This is a genomic window from Mycobacterium sp. 1245852.3 (genome assembly GCF_001669335.1).
Classification (GTDB): Bacteria; Actinomycetota; Actinomycetes; order Mycobacteriales; family Mycobacteriaceae; genus Mycobacterium; species Mycobacterium europaeum_A.
On record NZ_LZLL01000457.1, the window covers coordinates 1 to 18,215 of the forward strand.

Below are 18,215 nucleotides of genomic sequence, written 5' to 3' on the forward strand. Positions count from 1 at the left end.
CCGCTTGCGCGTGGCCCAACGGCGTCGACGAAGAGTCCTTCTTCGAAAAGCAATTGGCCGCATCGGCGCCCGACTGGCTGCCGCGCGCCAGCGTGACCCATCGATCCGGAACGACGACATATCCGATCATCGACAGCCCCACCGGTCTGGCCTGGATCGCCCAACAGGCCGCGCTGGAGGTCCACGTGCCCCAGTGGCGCTTCGTCGCCGAGTGGACCCGTAGCCGGGCCGAGGAATTGAAACCCGGACCGGCGACCCGTCTGGTGTTCGACCTGGACCCCGGTGAAGGCGTCACGATGGCTCAGCTGGCCGAGGTGGCGCACGCCGTCCGTGAACTGATCACCGGGATCGGGCTGACCACCTATCCGCTCACCAGCGGAAGCAAGGGCCTGCACCTGTACACGCCGCTCGCCGAGCCGGTGAGCAGCAAGGGCGCGACGGTGTTGGCCAAACGTGTTGCGCAACAACTGGAAAAGACGATGCCCAAGCTGGTGACGTCGACCATGACCAAGAGCCTGCGCGCCGGAAAGATCTTCCTGGACTGGAGCCAGAACAACGGCTCCAAGACGACCATCGCGCCCTACTCGCTGCGCGGACGCGAACAGCCCACCGTCGCGGCACCGCGCACCTGGGCCGAACTCGACGACCCGTCGCTGCGCCAACTTCGCTATGACGAGGTGCTGGAGCGGGTGGCCCGCGACGGCGACCTGCTTGCAGAGCTGGACGAGGATGCGCCCGTTCCGGATCGGTTGACGAAATACCGCAGCATGCGCGACGCTTCGAAAACTCCCGAGCCGGTACCCGTGGCGAAACCCGCTGTCGGACAAGGCAACAGCTTCGTCATCCAGGAACACCACGCCCGCCGGCTGCACTACGACTTCCGGCTGGAACGAGACGGCGTGCTGGTGTCCTGGGCGGTGCCGAAGAACCTGCCCGAGACCACGTCGGTGAACCACCTCGCGGTCCACACCGAGGATCATCCGTTGGAATACGGCGGTTTCGAAGGCATCATTCCCAAGGGCGAGTACGGCGCGGGCAAGGTGATCATCTGGGACTCCGGAACTTACGAGGCCGAGAAGTTCAACGACTCCGCCGAAAAAGGGGAGGTGATCGTCAATCTGCACGGCAGCAAGATCTCCGGACGCTACGCGCTGATCCAAACCAACGGCGATCAGTGGCTGGCGCACCGGATGAAGGACCAGAACGTTTTCGAGTTCGACACGATCGCCCCCATGCTGGCCACCCACGGCTCGGTGACGGCACTCAAGGCGAGCCAGTGGGCATTCGAAGGCAAGTGGGACGGCTACCGGCTGTTGATCGAGGCCGACCACGGCGCGCTGCGGGTACGGTCGCGCCGCGGCCGCGAGGTCACCCGGGAATATCCCGAATTACAGTCGCTGGCAACCGATCTCGCCGCGCACCATGTGGTCCTCGATGGCGAAGCGGTGGTGTTGGACGGCTCGGGTGTGCCCAACTTCCACGAGATGCAGAACCGCGGCCGCGGCTCCCGTGTCGAATTCTGGGCGTTCGACGTGCTCTACCTCGACGGCCGCTCGCTGCTGCGGGCCCGCTACTCGGACCGGCGCAAGGTGCTGGAAATGCTGGCCGCGGGCAGCGCTCTCATCGTTCCCGAACTGCTGCCCGGAGACGGCGCGCAGGCGCTGGAGCATTCGGGCGAGCGCGGCTGGGAGGGCGTGATCGCCAAGCGGCGCGACGCCACCTATCAGCCCGGGCGGCGCTCGTCGTCGTGGATCAAGGACAAGCACTGGAACACCCAGGAAGTCGTAATCGGCGGCTGGAAGGCCGGGGAGGGCGGACGCAGCAGCGGCATCGGCTCACTGCTGATGGGCATCCCCACCGCCGACGGCCTGCACTTCGCGGGGCGGGTCGGCACCGGGTTCACCGAACGCGACCTGGCCAACCTGAAGAAGACGCTGGCTCCGCTGCACACCGATGAATCCCCATTCCACCCACCGCTGCCCCGCAGCGAAGCCCGGGGCGTGACCTACGTGGAGCCGGTCCTGGTGGGTGAAGTGCGCTATAGCGAGTGGACCCCGGATAACCGGTTGCGCCAATCGAGTTGGCGGGGGCTGCGCCCGGACAAGGAAGCAAGTGAGGTGGTACGCGAGTGAAATGGGTTACCTACCAAGGCGATGACGGCGAGCGCGTCGGGGTCCTGTCCGGCGACACCATCTACGCGCTGCCGCCGGGGGTGACGCTGCTCGAGCTGATCGCGCGCGGCTCGGACGGATTGCGGCGGGCGGGGGACGAAGCGCAGCGCACCCCGTCGGCGACCGTCCCGCTCGCCGACGCGCGACTGCTGGCACCGATTCCGCGCCCGCCGTCGATCCGCGATTCCCTGTGTTTTTTGGACCACATGCGCAACTGCCAAGCCGCACTGGGTGCCGGGCGGGTGCTCGCCGACACCTGGTACCGCATTCCCGCGTTCTACTTCGCCTGCCCGACAACGGTATTGGGCCCGTACGACGACGCCCCGACGGCGCCCGGAAGCGCTTGGCAGGACTTCGAATTGGAGATTGCCGCGGTGATCGGGACCGGCGGAAAGGATCTCACCGTCGAGCAGGCCGAACAGGCCATCATCGGCTACACCATCTTCAACGACTGGTCCGCGCGCGATCTGCAGCAGATGGAGAGCCAGCTGGGGATCGGTCAGGGCAAGGGCAAGGACAGCGGGGTGACGCTGGGCCCCTACCTGGTCACCCCCGACGAGCTCGAGCCGTATCGCGACTCCGCGTCTCCCGGCAAGCTGGACCTGCGCGTCACCGCCCTGGTCAACGACGCGGTCATCGGTACCGGATCGACGGCCCAGATGGACTGGACCTTCGGCGAGGTCATCTCCTACGCCTCGCGGGGCGTCACGCTGAATCCCGGTGACGTCATCGGCTCCGGGACGGTGCCCACCTGCACGCTGGTCGAGCACCTCAATCCCGCTGCGCTGGAAGCGTTTCCGGGCTGGCTGCACGACGGCGACGTCGTCACGCTTCGGGTCCAGGGCTTGGGGGAGACTCGGCAAACTGTCCGCGCCAGCGGCGCGCCGCACCATCTGGCCCCCCGGCCCAACCCCGACGCCGCACCTGCCCCGGCCCGGGTCAACCGCGCGCCGGCAAAGGTGCCCTACACCCGCGGGCTGCATCAGGTCGGCGACCGGGTGTGGGCATGGACGCTGCCCGACGGCGGTTACGGGTGGAGCAACGCCGGGCTGATCGCCGGCGACGGTGCGTCGCTGTTGGTGGACACCCTGTTCGACCTGGCGCTGACCCGCGAGATGCTCGCCGCCATGCGGCCCATCACCGGGCCGGCGCCGATCACCGACGCGGTGATCACCCACTCCAACGGCGACCACACCCACGGCAATCAGCTGCTCGACGCGTCGGTGCGCATCATCGCTGCCCACGGCACCGCCGAGGAGATCGAGCACGGCATGGCCCCCGAGATGCTGGCGATGGCGCAGACCGCCAACCTCGGGCCGGTGGCAACGCCGTACACACGGGAACGCTTCGGGCACTTCGACTTCAGCAACATCACGCTGCGCAACGCCGACCAGACCTTCGAACGAAGCCTGTCGATCGAGGTGGGTGGACGCCGGATCGACGTGCTGAACCTGGGTCCCGCGCACACCGCCGCCGACTCGGTGGTGCATGTGCCCGACGCCGGCGTGCTGTTCGGCGGCGACCTGTTGTTCATCGGCTGCACGCCCATCGTGTGGGCGGGCCCGATCGCCAACTGGGTCGCGGCGTGCGACGCGATGGTCGCGCTGGACGCTGCCACGGTGGTGCCCGGCCACGGCCCGGTCACAGACCCGGATGGAATCCGTGCGGTGCGTGACTATCTCGTGCACGTCGCCGAACAGGCCGAGGCCGCACACCGCCGGGGCCTGTCGTGGGCCGAGGCCGTCGACACCATCGACCTCGGCGAGTACGCGACCTGGTTGGACGCTGAGCGCGTCGTCGTCAACGTCTACCAGCGATACCGCGAACTCGACGCGCAGACACCGCATTTGGAGATCATGGCCCTGCTGGTGATGCAGGCCGAATGGCTGGCGAAGCGGTCGGCGTGATGCACCGCGCCGGCTAGCGCCGCACGGCCCTGACGAAGCTGATCGTGGTGGCGGGCACCTGCTGCCCGGCGGGTCCCAGTTCCGGCAGACCCGCGGCGGCGAACAGGTCGGTGAGCCGAAACGTGGTGGTATCCCACCCGTTTGCGGCCAGGTGTGCGGCGACGTCGGTGTGCTCGCCGGGGTAGGCCAGGCCGGCGATGTCCAGCTCGAGCCCCTGCCTCCGCCACCCCTCGGTCATGCGCTGCGCCTGCTCCTGGCCCTCCGGCGTCGGCGGGGCGACGGTCCCGAAATCGGCGGCGAACCGGCTGCCCTCGCTGGACAACGGAATGATGGCGTTCAGCAACCGCACTTCGGCTTCGGGCGGAAGGAATCCGATCAGCACTCCCTCGGCCAGCCACGCCGTCGGCTGATCCGGGTCAAAGCCGGCCTCCTGCAAAGCCGCCGGCCAGTCCTCGCGCAAATCGATGCCCACGGTGCGGAGTTCGGCGGTGGGGGCCGCGCCGATCTCGGCCAGCGTCGCCGTCTTGAACGCGATCACCTCCGGCTGATCGATCTCGTACACCGTCGTCCCGGCCGGCCACCGCAGCCGGTAGGCCCGCGAATCCAGCCCGGACGCCACGATCACCACCTGACGCAGCCCGGCCTGCCCGGCGGCGGCGAAGTAGTCGTCGTAGAACCGGCCCCGAGCCGCGAAGGTGTCCACCATTCGCGAGAAGGCGACGCCCTCTTCGATGTCGGCCGAATCGAGTTCGCCGCTGGCCAGCTTGGTGAAGACGTCCAGCCCGACGGCACGCACCAGCGGCTCGGCGAACTCATCGGTGATGACCGGTTGAGGACGTTTGGTGGCGGCCGCGCGGGCGGCGGCCACCATGGTGGCGGTGGCGCCCACGCTGCTGGCCAGGTCCCAGCTGTCGCCTTCGGTTCGTGCCATGGCTTCTCCTTCGGTGTGGTGGCAAAACCACGGTATGCCTCATCGGTGAACAGGCACGTCGCCTACGGTTCCCCTATGCCCGCAGTGACACTGGAAGCTCTCGAAGACAACATCGCCTGCATCACCCTGAACCGGCCCGAGCGCCTCAACGCCATCGACGGGTCGTTGATCGACGGCGTGGACAAGGCGCTCGACGTTCTCGACGAGGGCGAGTTCCGGGTGGCGATCCTGACCGGTGCCGGGCGCGGCTTTTGCGCCGGCGCCGACCTGAGCGGCACCGGCCAGCCGTGGACGCAGAACAAGCCGACCACCCCGGCGTTCAAGGTGAACTACGACGCGCAGGTTCGGTTGGCCAACCTGTACACCCGGATCTACGAGATGGACATTCCGGTGATCGGAGCGGTGAACGGTGTCGCCGTCGGTGGCGGCCTGGCGTTCTCGTTGGTCTGCGACGTCCGGGTCGCCTCCGAGCAGGCCCGGTTCGGTTCGGTGTTCATCAAGGCGGGCTTCTCGTCGATGGACATGGGCACCAGCTACCTGCTACCGAAGATCGTCGGCGCCGGCGTGGCCCGCGAACTCATGCTCACCGGCCGCATCATCGATGCGGCCGAGGCCTATCGCATCAAGCTAGTGCACGAGGTCGTCGCCCCCGACGAGCTGCTGCCCGCCGCGCTCAAGCTGGCCCGATCGATCGCCGAGAACAACGCTTATGGGGTGTGGCAGACCAAGATTGGGCTCAACGCCGCGCTCGATGCGCCCAGCCTGCGCCATGCCATCGAGATCGAGAACCGCACCCAGATCCTCAGCGGCTTCACCAACAACCCGGTCGAGGCCGCCTTGGCGCACCGAGAGAAGCGCGCCCCGAAATGGGATTCGTTGTGAATTCTAGAGTTTCGCGATCACGTTCTCGGCGAACATCTCCAGGTTGCGGATCTTGCTGTCCAGCGGCTCGGTGTCCTTGCCCTTGATGTAGGGGATGCGGAAGCCGACGATGACGTCGGTGACGCCCTTGTCCTCGAGCCGCTTGATGCCGTCCGCGGCGTAGGCGTCGGCCGAGATGACGTGGATCTCGAACGGCCCCGTCTTGCCGGCCTCTTCGCGGAACTTCTTGAGCTTGGCCAACAGGTGATCGAGCTCCTCGGGGTCACCGCCGCCGTGCATCCAGCCGTCCAGGCGCGCGGCGCGCCGCAGGGCCGCGTCGGCGTGCCCGCCGATCAGGATCGGCACGGGCTTGGTCGGGGCGGGCGTCATCTTGGTCTTGGGGATGTCGTAGAACTCGCCGTGGAACTCGAAATACTCACCGGTGGTGAGGCCCTGGATGATCTCGATGCATTCGTCCATCCGCTTACCGCGCCTGGCGAACGGGACACCCAGCAGCTCGTAGTCCTCGGGCCATGGGCTGGTGCCGACGCCGAAACCCACTCGGTTGTCGGTCATCGCGGCCAGCGAGCCAATCTGCTTGGCCACCAACGCCGGTGGGCGGATGGGCAGCTTGAGGACGAAGAAGTTGAACCGCAGCTTGGTGGTCACCGCGCCCAATGCCGATGTCAGCACGAAGGTTTCGATGAACTCCTTGCCATCCAGGAACTCGCGGTTGCCGTCCGGGGTGTAGGGGTACTTCGAGTCGGATTCGAAGGGATAGGCGATGCTGTCGGCGATCGTCATGGCGTCGTAGCCAGCCGCCTCGGCTGCCTTGGCCAGCGGGATGTAGTACCTAAAGTCAGTCATCGCCTCTGCATAGGTAAACCGCACGTCATCTGCCTTCCTGGAGGGGTCGTCCCTCGACATTAGAACGTGTTCTAGTTTCAGCACAACCGACAGCTGGCGCGACGGGAACGGGGGCGCCGTCGAGGGACGGTTTCGGATTACAGCTGGTTCTCGGGACCGATGACCGCCCACACCGTCTTGCCGGACGGGGTGGGCGTGCTGCCCCACGCGCGCGACAACGCTTCGACGATCGCCAGCCCGGACACGTCGATGCCCTTCGGCGGCGACGGCAGCCGCACCGCGGGCGCGTCGCTGGCGTCGGACACCGCAATGGTCGCGGTGGTGCCCTGCGCTTCGATGCGCACCGCCGGAACGCTCGCGGTGTGCTCGAGCACGTTCTCCACGAAAACGTTGACCACCACCAGGGCCACCGGAATGAGTTTCGATTGCGACCAGGTGGTGAGCCACTCGCGGACCATGCGCCGTGACTCGCGCAGGCTGGTCAGGTCGGCGGGCAGCTGGACATCGGCGCGCCGCACCGGGCGGCGGCTGTTCTGGCCGAGCGCCTTCATTGCCGCCTTTTCGCTCGGATAGACCGGCATGAAGTGGGTGATCCCGCTATTGCTGATCGCCTCGCGGGTCGCCCGGTCGGTGCAGACCAACACGATCGGAACGTGGGGAGCGCTGCCAACCTGCCAGTAGGCGCCCATGAAGGTCGACCATGCTGATTCGGTGTGCGCCTTGAGGCCGGAGACGTTGACGATCACGGCGGCGGCGTCGTCCAACGTGGCCTTGAGAATTCGCTCGAGCACAGTGGTGGCGTTGGCGGCATCCAGCTCACCGTCGACGGTCAGAACGGCGACCGAGTCATCCGTTCGCATCGCAACGGCCACGGGGCTCATCCCAGCTCGGTCCTGGCGTCCGGTTCCATTTACCGCTCCTCGCATTCTGCCGGGCCGACTGCTTGAGTATCCGCTCTCAGGGGCAAAAGTCTACTTCGCAACTCGTCGGCGACTACGCAGGCAGAAACCACAGGCGATCGGGATTCGCCCGAATCTGTGCCGCAAACCCGCAGTGAAGGCATCATGTGTTCCCCTCCCCACCCGCTGGGGCGTTCGACTTTTATCGCCCCAGCGTGCTGTGGAGTCCGTCGCCCAGCACGCGCTTCCCCGGGGTTACCACGCGCTGAGCGCCGCCAAACTTTTGGGTACGTTCAACAAACGTGCATTAACCAGCGCAAAGGCACCGGTTTCGGCGGCCGCGGCGGCCCCCGAGCGGGGCTCAGCGGTTGCTCAGTGCGTAGGGCGGAGCGCCCACCCCGGCGACCGAGTGCGTTCCCCACGGTGTCTGTTCGACGATGCGTGCCGGCGCGCTGCGCCGACCGATGGTCAGTGTGCCGGTCCGCACTTGCTTGAAGAGGTCGTCCGACAACGGTCCGGCCGCCGAATCGAAGACGGTTCCCTGCCAGTGATAGCGGCCGTCGAGCGGGTCCAGATGGCCGGTCAGCCGGACCTGTACCGGATGGCGGGCGCCACCGATTTCTAGGGTGGCGGCTCCGCTGTAGGTGTTGTCGCCGGCGGGCGCGGTGGCCGACAGTTCGAAGGCGGATGCCACCGGGGGCGGCTCGGCCGGTCGCAACTGGGCCCGCTCGTTGAACACCCGCTGGCTGCTGGCCCGCACCTCGATGCGGGCGCTGGCGGTGCGCGCCATGACTTTCAGGCACTCGGCGACGTAGCGCGCCTGGGCGTCCCGATCGGGTCCGGTGATGACGAAGTAGTTCGGGAATCCGCGGACCGCCACCCCACAGAACGGCTCCATCCCGTCGTGCCAGGCCCGCCGCAGGGTGAGGCCGCCCGCGCCGATCAAGCCGTCGTCGGCGGCGTCCTCGGGGATGAAGAAGCCGGTGCCATAGACGATGGCGTCGACGCGGTGCTCGACGCCGTCGGCGGTGCGCACGCCCGCTGCGGTGACCGCCTCGATCGCCGACGCGGCGATCGTCAGCAGCGGCCGCGTGGCGGCGGGCCGGGCGCGGCTGCGCAGCCAGCGTTTGGCGCGGGTGGACCATGCCGGGATGTCGGCCACCACCCGACGTGGTGCGTGGGCGAACACGGTGACAGAAGCTGCCGCCCGAGTCAGTCGCTCGAGGTGATGGGCCGCCGCGGCGTCGGTGCCGATCGCCGCGATGTGCTTGCCGGACGGATCGAATCCGCGGTCCCATGCCGCGGCGTGAAATGTCGCACCGCGAAAGGTCTTGTCTCCAGGAAACTTCGGTATCCACGGGGTGCCGGGCCGGCGGTGTGCGTCGACGACGACGTGCGCCCGGACGACGCGGCCGCCGTCGGTGTGTAGCGTCCAGGTGTCGGTGCCCTCGTCGAACACGCAACGCGGGACCGGGACGTCCAGCGTCGCGACGTCGGTCACGCCGGCGGACTGCAAAACGGAGCGGACGCCGGCGTCCGGACCGATGACGACCAGCGGATGCTGAGCCGTCACAGAAACCTGCTGCGCTTCCAACCGCGGCGCGCGATCGGCCCCAGCAGGCCCACCTCGGTCAGAAACGCCGCCAGCGGAGCGAAGCCGGCCACCTGGGTGTCGCGGCGATGTGGGCTGGTGCGCGCGACCTTTCGGGCCCGCTTGGGGTCTAGGCCCGCCCGTGCGTACGGGACCGGATTGCTGAACAGGTAGTTGAAGAAGTATCCGCCCAACCCATTGATGTTGGCCATGAACCAACGGTTGAACCGGGGCATCTCGACGACGCGCTTACGGGCGCCGTCGCGCGCGAACTGGATGTGGCGTGCCTCTTCGGTGACGTGAATCCGCATGAGGCGCTGGATGATTGGCTGCAGTTCCGGGTCGTCCATCATCTGCCGCTGCAGCGAGTCGAAGATCTCCTCACCGATCAGGGCGGCCACCCAGAGCATCGAGCCGCGCTGAAACGCCAACGGCAGCGCATTGATGATCATTCGGTGAAACAGCTTGGGGCGCACCGGCTTTGCCCCGATGCGTTCGATGGCCTTGCCGAACATCACCATGTGGCGGGTCTCGTCGCCCAGTTCGGTCAGCTTGTAGTGCGTCGACCTGCTGGTCGGGTCTTCATGCAGGATGGTGCGCAGCAGCGCCTGGTTGAGCATGTTCTCGAACCAGATCCCGGCCGAGAGCGTGTTGACCAATTCCTGGCGGGACAGCTCGATTTGTTGTTCGCGGGACATCTCGTCCCACATGGGGGTGCCGTAGAGCGACACCAGCCGGGGCGGCAGATAGAACTTGTCCGGATCCAGCGGTGCGTCCCAATCGATGTCGACGACGGGTTCGTAGGACTTCTTGACCGAGCCCTTCAGCAACCGGTCCGAGAAGTCTTCACGACTCGGCCCTGGGGGCTTCACCGCTGACGTCATACGCCGCTCCCTCCATTGGGTGCTTCAGACGGTACCCATGGTACTGGGTACTTGGGGTCCCGGCTAGATGTTGAAGGTTGCGATTCGGCAATCTGACGGGCAACGAGCATCAGGAGGCGACGCGTTGGGCCGGCACATTCATGTCATCGGCATCGGGGCCGGCGACCCCGATTACGTGACCGTGCAGGCGATCAAGGCGCTCAACGCCACACAGGTCTTCTTCGCGATGGACAAGGGCGAACAGAAGAGCGACCTGGTGGCGCTGCGACGCGAGGTCTGCGACCGGTTCATCCGCGAGCCGGGCTACCGGTTCGTCGAGCTGGCCGACCCCAAGCGGGCAGACGATGCCGACTACCGGGGCGCGGTTGCTCAGTGGCACGCCGCCCGCGCGCAGATCTGGGCCGATGCGATCGCCGCCGAACTCGGTCCGCACGGCGTCGGCGGGTTTTTGGCCTGGGGCGATCCGTCGCTCTACGACAGCACCCTGCGCATCCTCGACGCGGTGGCCGCGCGCGTCGACTTCACGTTCGACGTCATTCCGGGGATCACCGCCGTGCAGGCGCTGACGGCACGCCACCGCATCCCGCTCAACGAGGTAGGCGAACCCGTGCTGATCACCACGGGCAGGCAACTGCGCACCTACGGGCCGTCTTCGGCATCGGCCGTGGTGATGCTCGACGGCGACTGCTCGTTTCAGGTCTGCCCGCCCGACACGCAGATCTGGTGGGGCGCCTACCTCGGCACCGACGATGAACTGCTCATCGCGGGCACGGTGGGCGAGGTGGGGCCGCGCATCGTTTCGCTGCGAGCCGAAGCCCGCGCCCGGCACGGCTGGATCATGGACACCTATTTGCTGCGACCGGCACACTGAAACCGTGCCCGAACTACCCGAGATCGAAGCGCTGGTCGACCACCTGCGGCGCCACGCCGTCGGCCTGCCGATCGGCCGGGTCGACATCGCCGCCCTGTCCGTGCTCAAGACCTTCGACCCGCCGATCAGCGCGCTGCACGGCCAGACCGTCGCCGGGGCCGAGCGGTGGGGCAAGTACCTCGGGCTGCGCACCGACAACCTCTTCTTGATCGCGCATCTGTCGCGTGCCGGCTGGCTGCGTTGGTCGGACAAGCTGGGCGCCGCGCCGCTGCGGCCCGGCAAGGGCCCGATCGCGCTGCGGGTGCACCTGGGCACGCCCGGCGAGGCGCCCGGTTTCGACCTCACCGAGGCCGGCACCCAAAAGCGGCTGGCGGTGTGGCTGGTCGACGACCCGGCTCAGGTCCCCGGCATCGCCGCGCTGGGCCCGGACGCGTTGGATCTGGACGCCGACGCGCTGGCTGATCTATTGGCCGGCAACACCGGCCGGATCAAGACCGTCATCACCGACCAGAAGGTGATCGCCGGGATCGGCAACGCGTACAGCGACGAGATCCTGCACGTCGCGCGGATCTCGCCCTTCGCCACGGCCGGCAAGCTGTCCGATCAGCAACTCGCCACCCTGCACGACGCGATGGTTTCGGTGCTCACCGATGCGGTGACCCGATCCGTCGGGCAGGGCGCGGCCACGCTCAAGGGCGAGAAGCGCTCCGGCTTGCGGGTGCACGCCCGCACCGGGCTGCCCTGTCCGGTGTGCGGGGACACCGTGCGCGAAGTCTCGTTCGCGGACAAGTCTTTTCAGTACTGCCCGACGTGTCAGACCGGCGGGAAGATCCTGGCCGACCGGCGGATGTCGCGTTTGCTGAAGTAGTCGCCGGGCCGGGACTTGACACCTGTCGATATGCTGCCCCGATGACTCGCCAGAAGATCCTCATCACCGGTGCCAGCTCCGGCCTGGGCGCCGGCATGGCGCGTGCGTTCGCCGCCAAGGGCCGCGACCTCGCCCTGTGCGCGCGGCGCACCGACCGGCTCGATGAGCTCAAAGCCGAGCTGTCGCAAAAGCATCCGGGCATCAACATCGCCGTCGCCGCGCTCGACGTCAACGACCACGAGGCCGTCCCCAAGGTGTTCGCCGAACTCAGCGACGAACTCGGGGGCATCGACCGCATCGTCGTCAACGCCGGCATCGGCAAGGGCGCAAAGCTGGGGTCCGGCAAACTGTGGGCGAACAAGGCCACCATCGAGACCAACCTGGTCTCAGCGCTGGTGCAGATCGAGGCCGCACTGGAGATGTTCAACAAGAACGGATCGGGGCACCTGGTGCTCATTTCGTCGGTGCTCGGCAACACCGGCGTCCCGGGCGTCAAGGCCGCTTACTGCGCCAGCAAGGCGGGGCTGACGTCATTGGGTGAGTCGCTGCGCGCCGAGTATTCGAAAGGTCCGATCAGGGTCACCGTGATCGAGCCCGGTTACATCGAATCGGAGATGACCGCCAAGTCGGGGAGCACGATGCTGATGGTGGACAACGAGACTGGTGTCAAGGCGCTGGTCGGTGCCATCGAGCGCGAGCCTGGCCGGGCCGTGGTGCCGCGGTGGCCGTGGGCGCCGCTGGTGCAACTGATGCGGGTGCTGCCGCCGCAGCTGACCAAGATGTTCGCCTGATTCAGCTGGTCCGCCCGCGCTCGCTGCGGTAGCGGCGCACCAGGGCATCGGTGGAGCTGTCCGACTGCGGCGCCGGCGAGCCGTCCGCGGTGATCACCGGAAGCAGGGCCTTGGCCTGGGTTTTACCCAGCTCCACGCCCCACTGGTCGAACGAGTCGATCCCCCAGATCACGCCCTCGGTGAAGACCTGGTGCTCATACAGCGCGATCAGCTGGCCCATCACCGACGGGGTGAGCCGGTTGGCCAGGATCGAGGTCGAGGGCCGGTTACCGGGCATCACCTTGTGCGGCACGATGTCGGCGGGGGTGCCCTCGGCGGCGATCTCCTCGGCGGTCTTGCCGAACGCCAGCACCTGGGTCTGGGCGAAGAAGTTGCTCATCAACAGGTCGTGCATGCTGCCGTCGCCTTCGGCGGTGGGCAGGTCATCGAGGGGTTGGCTGAACCCGATGAAGTCGGCGGGCACCAGCCGGGTGCCCTGATGCAACACCTGGTAGAACGCGTGCTGCCCGTTGGTTCCCGGTTCGCCCCAAAAGATTTCACCGGTGTCGGTGGTGACCGGGCTGCCGTCCGCGCGGGTCGATTTGCCGTTGGATTCCATGGTCAGCTGTTGCAGGTATGCCGCGAAGCGCGCCAGGTCATTGGAGTACGGCAGCACGGCGCGCGACTGCGCGCCCATGAAACTGGAGTACCACAGGCCGATAAGCCCAAGCAGCACAGGCGCGTTGGATTCCAGCGGCGCGGTCTTGAAATGCCGGTCGACGATGTGGAACCCGGATAGGAAGTCCCCGAAGGCTTCTCGGCCGATGACGGCCATCACCGACAGGCCGATCGCCGAATCCACCGAGTAGCGGCCCCCGACCCAATCCCAGAACCCGAACATGTTGTCGGTGTTGATGCCGAAGTCGTCGACGAGGCGTTTGTTGGTGGAGACGGCGACGAAGTGCTGGGCCACCGCCGCGTCCCCGAGGGCGTCAGTGATCCAGCGGCGTGCGGCCGTGGCATTGGTCAGGGTTTCCAGCGTCGAGAACGTTTTCGACGCTACGATGAAAAGCGTTGTGGCGGGGTCCAAATCGGCCAGAGTGGCGATCAGGTCGGCAGGGTCGACATTGGAGACGAAACGCGCCGAGATCCCCGCATCCGCGTAGTGGCGCAGCGCCTGATAGACCATCACCGGGCCAAGGTCCGATCCGCCGATGCCGATGTTGACGACCGTGCTGATCCGTTTGCCGGTAGCCCCCGTCCATTCACCGCTGCGCAACCGGTCGGTGAAATCGCCCATGGCGTCGAGCACCGAGTGCACCTCCGCGACCACGTTCTGGCCGTCGACGGTCAGCTCGGCATCCCGCGGCAGCCGCAGCGCGGTGTGCAGGACCGCGCGATCCTCGGAGGTGTTGATGTGCACCCCGGCGAACATCTGGTCGCGCCGTTCTTCGAGATTGGCCGTGCGCGCCAGATCGACCAAGAGCCGCAGCGTTTCTCGCGTGATGCGGTGCTTGCTGTAATCGATGTAGAGGTCACCGACGGAGACGGTCAGCTCGCGGCCGCGATCGGGATCGTCGTCGAAGAACTGACGCAGATGGGTCTGGCCGATCTGTTCATGATGCCTGCGCAGGGCGTCCCACGCCGGGGTGGCGGTGATGTCGGGGAGGGTGTGCACGGATGTCATTGGCGTCGCTCCTCTTCATCGCTTCGCTCTGCATCGTCGCCGACGCGGGTCATGCTTCGACCCTATGGGTTGTGACGTGACGGAGCCAGGTGTAGCGCCGCGCCGATGCGACCCGGTCAGTGACCGAGCCGGCCCCTGCCCAGGCGCAGCAGCAGAATCGCCAGGTCCTTGCCTTCGGGGCCGAGTTCGCTGTAGCGCTCGATCACCTTCATCTCGCGGCTATGGACCAGCCGCGTGCCGCCCGAGGCCATCCGGGCCTTGCCGATTGCCTGAGACACCTCGGTGCGCCGCTGCACCGCGGCCAGAATCGCGGCGTCGAGCCGGTCGATCTCGTGACGCAACTCGTCTATGTCGGTGGGCACTTCGGTCGCCACCGTCTCGATGTTCATCTCTGCTGACTCCGCGTCTTCGTCGTGATGTGGGGGTTCTGGTCTCATGCAGTATCGGGCCTCACAAAAGACGAGCCCCGAGTGCCGAAGCGGACCACGGGGCTCTGCGGAAGCAGTTAGACCACGGGCACCGCGAACTGGTACCCGTAGGGAAATCGGCGGCGCCACTCCTGCGCCGAGGAGCGTCGCCGACATTGCACGTTGAGCACGAATCGAGTGTGCCACTAAAAACCGTGAACACGCAAAAAATCGCGTTTAAGCTGCGCTTTTTGGACTCCGGTGCAATTAGCCGGCCGAATGGACCAGCTTCGGAAACGCCATTCCGACACGCCGGATTTCGGGTAGCGTCCGTGACGCCGCACCGGCCGGTCCGGCCACTAGCCTGGTCTGATCCCGGGGCGCTGATGCGTCAGTGGGCGGCGGTAAGTTTGGACTGACATGAGTGTGCACGTAACAGATGCCAAGCCGGCCTCCGAAGCAGATCAACTGCTCGAGGGTCTCAATCCGCAACAGCGCCAAGCGGTGGTGCATGAGGGTTCGCCCCTGCTGATCGTCGCGGGCGCGGGTTCGGGAAAGACCGCGGTGTTGACCCGCCGCATCGCCTACCTGATCGCCGAACGCGGGGTCGGGGTCGGGCAGGTGCTGGCCATCACCTTCACCAACAAGGCCGCCGCCGAGATGCGCGAACGGGTGGTCCGGCTGGTGGGCAACCGGGCCCGCGCGATGTGGGTGTCCACCTTCCACTCGACCTGCGTGCGCATCCTGCGCAACCAGGCGTCGTTGATCGAGGGCCTGAACTCCAACTTCTCCATCTACGACGCCGACGACTCGCGGCGGCTGCTGCAGATGATCGGCCGCGACATGGGGCTCGACATCAAGCGCTATTCGCCGCGACTGCTGGCCAACGCCATCTCCAACCTCAAGAACGAGCTGATCGACCCCGCCGGGGCGGTAGCCAACCTGACCGACGACTCCGACGAGTTGTCCCGCACCGTGGCCAGCGTTTACGGCGAGTACCAGCGGCGGTTGCGCGCGGCCAACGCCCTGGACTTCGACGACCTGATCGGCGAGACCGTGGCGGTGCTGCGCGCCTTCCCGCAGATTGCCCAGCACTACCGGCGGCGGTTCCGCCACGTCCTGGTCGACGAGTACCAGGACACCAACCACGCGCAGTACGTGCTGGTGCGCGAATTGGCGGGTCGCGGCGGTTCAGCGAGGCGCGCCGGGGCTGGCCCGGGGGCCGGCGGAGGCGAGGTGAAGCTGGGACCGCCGAATCAACCCGGCAGTGACGAGGTATCCGACGAGGTTCCACCGGCGGAACTGTGTGTGGTCGGGGACGCCGACCAGTCGATCTATGCGTTCCGCGGCGCCACCATCCGCAACATCGAGGACTTCGAACGCGACTACCCGGACGCGACAACCATTCTGCTGGAACAGAATTACCGCTCGACGCAAAACATCCTGTCCGCCGCGAACTCGGTGATCGCCCGCAACTCCGGACGCCGGGACAAGCGGCTGTGGACCGCCGAAGGCGCCGGCGAGCTGATCGTCGGCTATGTCGCCGACAACGAGCACGACGAGGCCCGATTCGTCGCCGAGGAGATCGACGCGCTCGCCGAAAAGGGCGAGATCACCTACAACGATGTCGCCATCTTCTACCGCACCAACAACTCGTCGCGGTCGTTCGAAGAGGTGTTCATCCGCGCCGGAATACCCTACAAAGTCGTTGGGGGAGTGCGCTTTTACGAGCGCAAGGAGATCCGCGACATCGTCGCCTACCTGCGGGTGCTGGACAACCCCGGCGACGCGGTCAGCATGCGGCGCATCCTCAACACCCCGCGCCGGGGCATCGGCGATCGCGCCGAGGCGTGCGTGGCGGTGTATGCCGAGAACACCGGCGCCAGTTTCGCCGACGCGCTGGTGGCCGCGGCCGAAGGCAAAGTGCCGATGCTGAATTCGCGCGCGGAGAAGGCGATCGCCGGTTTCGTCGAGCTGCTTGACGAGCTGCGCGGCCGCCTGGACGACGACCTCGGCGACCTGGTCGAGTCGGTGCTCGAACGCACCGGATATCGCCGGGAGCTGGAATCGTCCACCGATCCTCAGGAGCTGGCGCGCCTGGACAACCTCAATGAACTCGTCAGCGTGGCACACGAATTCAGCACCGACCGCGCCAACGCCGCGGCGCTGGGCGAGTCCTTGCAGACACCTGAAGACGAGGACGTGCCGGACACCGGCGTGCTGGCGGAATTCCTGGAACGGGTCTCGCTGGTCTCCGACAGCGACGAGATCCCCGAGGACGGCGCCGGCATGGTCACCCTGATGACGCTGCACACGGCCAAGGGCCTCGAATTTCCGGTGGTGTTCGTCACCGGCTGGGAGGACGGAATGTTCCCCCACATGCGGTCCTTGGACGATCCGGTCGAGCTCTCCGAGGAGCGACGGCTGGCCTACGTCGGGATCACCCGGGCCCGCCAACGCCTCTATGTCAGCAGGGCGATCGTCCGGTCGTCCTGGGGGCAGCCCATGCTCAATCCCGAATCGCGCTTCCTGCAAGAGATTCCGCAAGAGCTCATCGAATGGCGGCGCACGGCACCCACCCCGTCGTTCAGCGCGCCGGTGAGCGGCGCCGGCCGGTTCGGCACCCCGCGGGCGGCCCCGACCCGTTCGGGGATGAGCAAGCGACCGCTGCTGGTGCTCGAACCCGGAGACCGGGTGACGCACGACAAGTACGGACTGGGCCGGGTCGAGGAAGTGTCCGGCGTCGGCGAATCGGCCATGTCGCTGATCGACTTCGGCAGCTCGGGACGGGTGAAGCTGATGCACAACCACGCCCCGATCAGCAAGCTCTAGCCGCGATCACGAGCTTCCGCATCGAGAGTGCACTCAGCGCGAGAAATCGGCGAAATCCTCACCGGGAGTGCACGTTCGGCAAAGGTCAGGCGTCCAGCCAGCGTTTGGTTTGCGGCAGCAGCACGAGCACGACCGTGGCGATCGGCAATGCGGGCAGCAGATGCACAACCCAGGCGACCCGCGCCCCGGCGATGAACACGCCGATGTAGGTGAGGACGGCGACCAGCGCTCCGGCCATCAGCAGGTAGCGGCTGATCGATCGGCGCTGCAGCAGCAAGATCACGCCAGAGACCGTGGTGCCGGCGAAGACCAGGGCCAGGAAGGCGACCGCGATGCAGAACAGGCGGTCAGTTCGCCACCAGCCGGCGATCAGGTCGGTGGCCACCACCGACGTGGCCCAGCCGCTGACGATGCTCACTGCGCACGCGGCGACGGCCGTCCGATCGCTGGGCTCGATGGCCGGCACTCCGTAACCCGTGCGGGCCGCGCCGAAACCGGACCGGTAGGGCGGCGGCTGCGGGGTGAAGTGGGTGGTGGGGGTGTCCGGCGTGGTGGGGATGGGACCGGTCGGCGCGCGGCGGATGATCCGTGTCCGTGAGTCGGAGGGCGGGTCGTGCTCCGGTGGGGGCTCGGGCGGACGCGGACCGGAATTTTCTTCGTTCGGCGCGG

At 67.1% G+C, this 18,215-nt stretch carries 15 protein-coding genes and 1 pseudogene; 8 read left to right on the forward strand and 8 right to left on the reverse strand.

Translation table 11 applies throughout. The features are described from left to right. Positions 1 to 2,132, forward strand: a 2,132-nt coding sequence (locus tag A9W96_RS20245) for an ATP-dependent DNA ligase (RefSeq protein WP_067142489.1), incomplete at its 5' end; no start/stop codon positions are given. Then, positions 2,129 to 4,078, forward strand: a complete 1,950-nt coding sequence (locus A9W96_RS20250) for a fumarylacetoacetate hydrolase family protein (RefSeq protein ID WP_067142493.1) — start codon at positions 2,129 to 2,131, stop codon at positions 4,076 to 4,078. The genes A9W96_RS20245 and A9W96_RS20250, both read left to right, overlap by 4 nt. Before the next feature lie 13 nt (positions 4,079 to 4,091). On the opposite strand, the gene A9W96_RS20255 is transcribed toward A9W96_RS20250, so the two are convergent. Further along, a complete protein-coding gene (locus tag A9W96_RS20255; RefSeq protein WP_066866721.1) occupies positions 4,092 to 5,009 on the reverse strand; it encodes an SAM-dependent methyltransferase in 918 nt (305 codons plus the stop codon). A 75-nt stretch (positions 5,010 to 5,084) separates the two neighbouring features. On the opposite strand from A9W96_RS20255, the gene A9W96_RS20260 reads away from it, so the two are divergent. Further along, on the forward strand, positions 5,085 to 5,891 hold the full coding sequence (locus tag A9W96_RS20260) for an enoyl-CoA hydratase/isomerase family protein (RefSeq protein WP_066866720.1): 807 nt from the start codon (positions 5,085 to 5,087) through the stop codon (positions 5,889 to 5,891). 3 nt (positions 5,892 to 5,894) lie between these two features. Here A9W96_RS20260 and A9W96_RS20265 read toward each other — a convergent pair whose 3' ends face one another. From A9W96_RS20265 to A9W96_RS20280, 4 genes are all read right to left on the reverse strand, one after another. After that, the gene (locus A9W96_RS20265; RefSeq protein WP_067142496.1) at positions 5,895 to 6,761 is read right to left on the reverse strand and encodes an LLM class flavin-dependent oxidoreductase; all 867 of its coding nucleotides are present in this window, start codon (positions 6,759 to 6,761) and stop codon (positions 5,895 to 5,897) included. A 113-nt stretch (positions 6,762 to 6,874) separates the two neighbouring features. Continuing rightward, the gene (locus tag A9W96_RS20270; RefSeq protein WP_066866716.1) at positions 6,875 to 7,618 is read right to left on the reverse strand and encodes an STAS domain-containing protein; all 744 of its coding nucleotides are present in this window, start codon (positions 7,616 to 7,618) and stop codon (positions 6,875 to 6,877) included. A 379-nt stretch (positions 7,619 to 7,997) separates the two neighbouring features. Further along, a complete protein-coding gene (locus A9W96_RS20275; protein ID WP_231999759.1) occupies positions 7,998 to 8,990 on the reverse strand; it encodes a DUF4873 domain-containing protein in 993 nt (330 codons plus the stop codon). Between the two features lie 215 nt (positions 8,991 to 9,205). After that, positions 9,206 to 10,111, reverse strand: coding sequence for a diiron oxygenase (locus A9W96_RS20280; RefSeq protein WP_066866715.1), 906 nt, complete (start codon positions 10,109 to 10,111; stop codon positions 9,206 to 9,208). Between the two features lie 124 nt (positions 10,112 to 10,235). Here A9W96_RS20280 and cobF point away from each other — a divergent pair, with 124 nt between their 5' ends. The 4 genes and pseudogenes from cobF (at position 10,236) to A9W96_RS20295 (ending at position 12,641) form a co-directional block, all read left to right on the forward strand. Then, positions 10,236 to 10,982, forward strand: a complete 747-nt coding sequence (gene cobF / locus A9W96_RS20285; RefSeq protein WP_066866713.1) for a precorrin-6A synthase (deacetylating) — start codon at positions 10,236 to 10,238, stop codon at positions 10,980 to 10,982. Between the two features lie 4 nt (positions 10,983 to 10,986). Next, positions 10,987 to 11,229, forward strand: a pseudogene (locus A9W96_RS32790) (DNA-formamidopyrimidine glycosylase family protein); the annotation flags it as partial. A gap of 162 nt (positions 11,230 to 11,391) precedes the next feature. Further along, the gene (locus tag A9W96_RS32795; protein ID WP_231998020.1) at positions 11,392 to 11,850 is read left to right on the forward strand and encodes a zinc finger domain-containing protein; all 459 of its coding nucleotides are present in this window, start codon (positions 11,392 to 11,394) and stop codon (positions 11,848 to 11,850) included. Between the two features lie 41 nt (positions 11,851 to 11,891). Continuing rightward, the gene (locus A9W96_RS20295; protein WP_067142503.1) at positions 11,892 to 12,641 is read left to right on the forward strand and encodes an SDR family oxidoreductase; all 750 of its coding nucleotides are present in this window, start codon (positions 11,892 to 11,894) and stop codon (positions 12,639 to 12,641) included. 1 nt (position 12,642) lies between these two features. Here the strand turns inward: A9W96_RS20295 and pgi are convergent, their stop codons facing one another. Together pgi and A9W96_RS20305 are read right to left on the reverse strand one after the other, a co-directional pair. Beyond that, a complete protein-coding gene (pgi, locus tag A9W96_RS20300; RefSeq protein WP_067142506.1) occupies positions 12,643 to 14,307 on the reverse strand; it encodes a glucose-6-phosphate isomerase in 1,665 nt (554 codons plus the stop codon). Positions 14,308 to 14,423: 116 nt separating this feature from the next. Then, a complete protein-coding gene (locus A9W96_RS20305; RefSeq protein ID WP_082972517.1) occupies positions 14,424 to 14,744 on the reverse strand; it encodes a chorismate mutase in 321 nt (106 codons plus the stop codon). Between the two features lie 390 nt (positions 14,745 to 15,134). On the opposite strand from A9W96_RS20305, the gene pcrA reads away from it, so the two are divergent. Beyond that, positions 15,135 to 17,546, forward strand: coding sequence for a DNA helicase PcrA (gene pcrA, locus A9W96_RS20310; RefSeq protein WP_067142510.1), 2,412 nt, complete (start codon positions 15,135 to 15,137; stop codon positions 17,544 to 17,546). 85 nt (positions 17,547 to 17,631) lie between these two features. Here pcrA and A9W96_RS20315 read toward each other — a convergent pair. After that, on the reverse strand, positions 17,632 to 18,215 hold a 584-nt coding region (locus A9W96_RS20315), incomplete at its 5' end, for a hypothetical protein (RefSeq protein WP_231999757.1).

Excerpts from the sequence above, each read along its gene's own strand:
- A9W96_RS20255 (WP_066866721.1), bottom strand. The coding sequence starts at position 5,009 with ATGGCACGAACCGAAGGCGACAGCTGGGACCTGGCCAGCAGCGTGGGC.
- A9W96_RS20260 (WP_066866720.1), top strand. The coding sequence starts at position 5,085 with ATGCCCGCAGTGACACTGGAAGCTCTCGAAGACAACATCGCCTGCATC.
- A9W96_RS20270 (WP_066866716.1), bottom strand. The coding sequence starts at position 7,618 with ATGAGCCCCGTGGCCGTTGCGATGCGAACGGATGACTCGGTCGCCGTT.
- A9W96_RS20280 (WP_066866715.1), bottom strand. The coding sequence starts at position 10,111 with ATGACGTCAGCGGTGAAGCCCCCAGGGCCGAGTCGTGAAGACTTCTCG.
- A9W96_RS20295 (WP_067142503.1), top strand. The coding sequence starts at position 11,892 with ATGACTCGCCAGAAGATCCTCATCACCGGTGCCAGCTCCGGCCTGGGC.
- pgi (WP_067142506.1), bottom strand. The coding sequence starts at position 14,307 with ATGACATCCGTGCACACCCTCCCCGACATCACCGCCACCCCGGCGTGG.
- A9W96_RS20305 (WP_082972517.1), bottom strand. The coding sequence starts at position 14,744 with ATGAGACCAGAACCCCCACATCACGACGAAGACGCGGAGTCAGCAGAG.
- pcrA (WP_067142510.1), top strand. The coding sequence starts at position 15,135 with ATGAGTGTGCACGTAACAGATGCCAAGCCGGCCTCCGAAGCAGATCAA.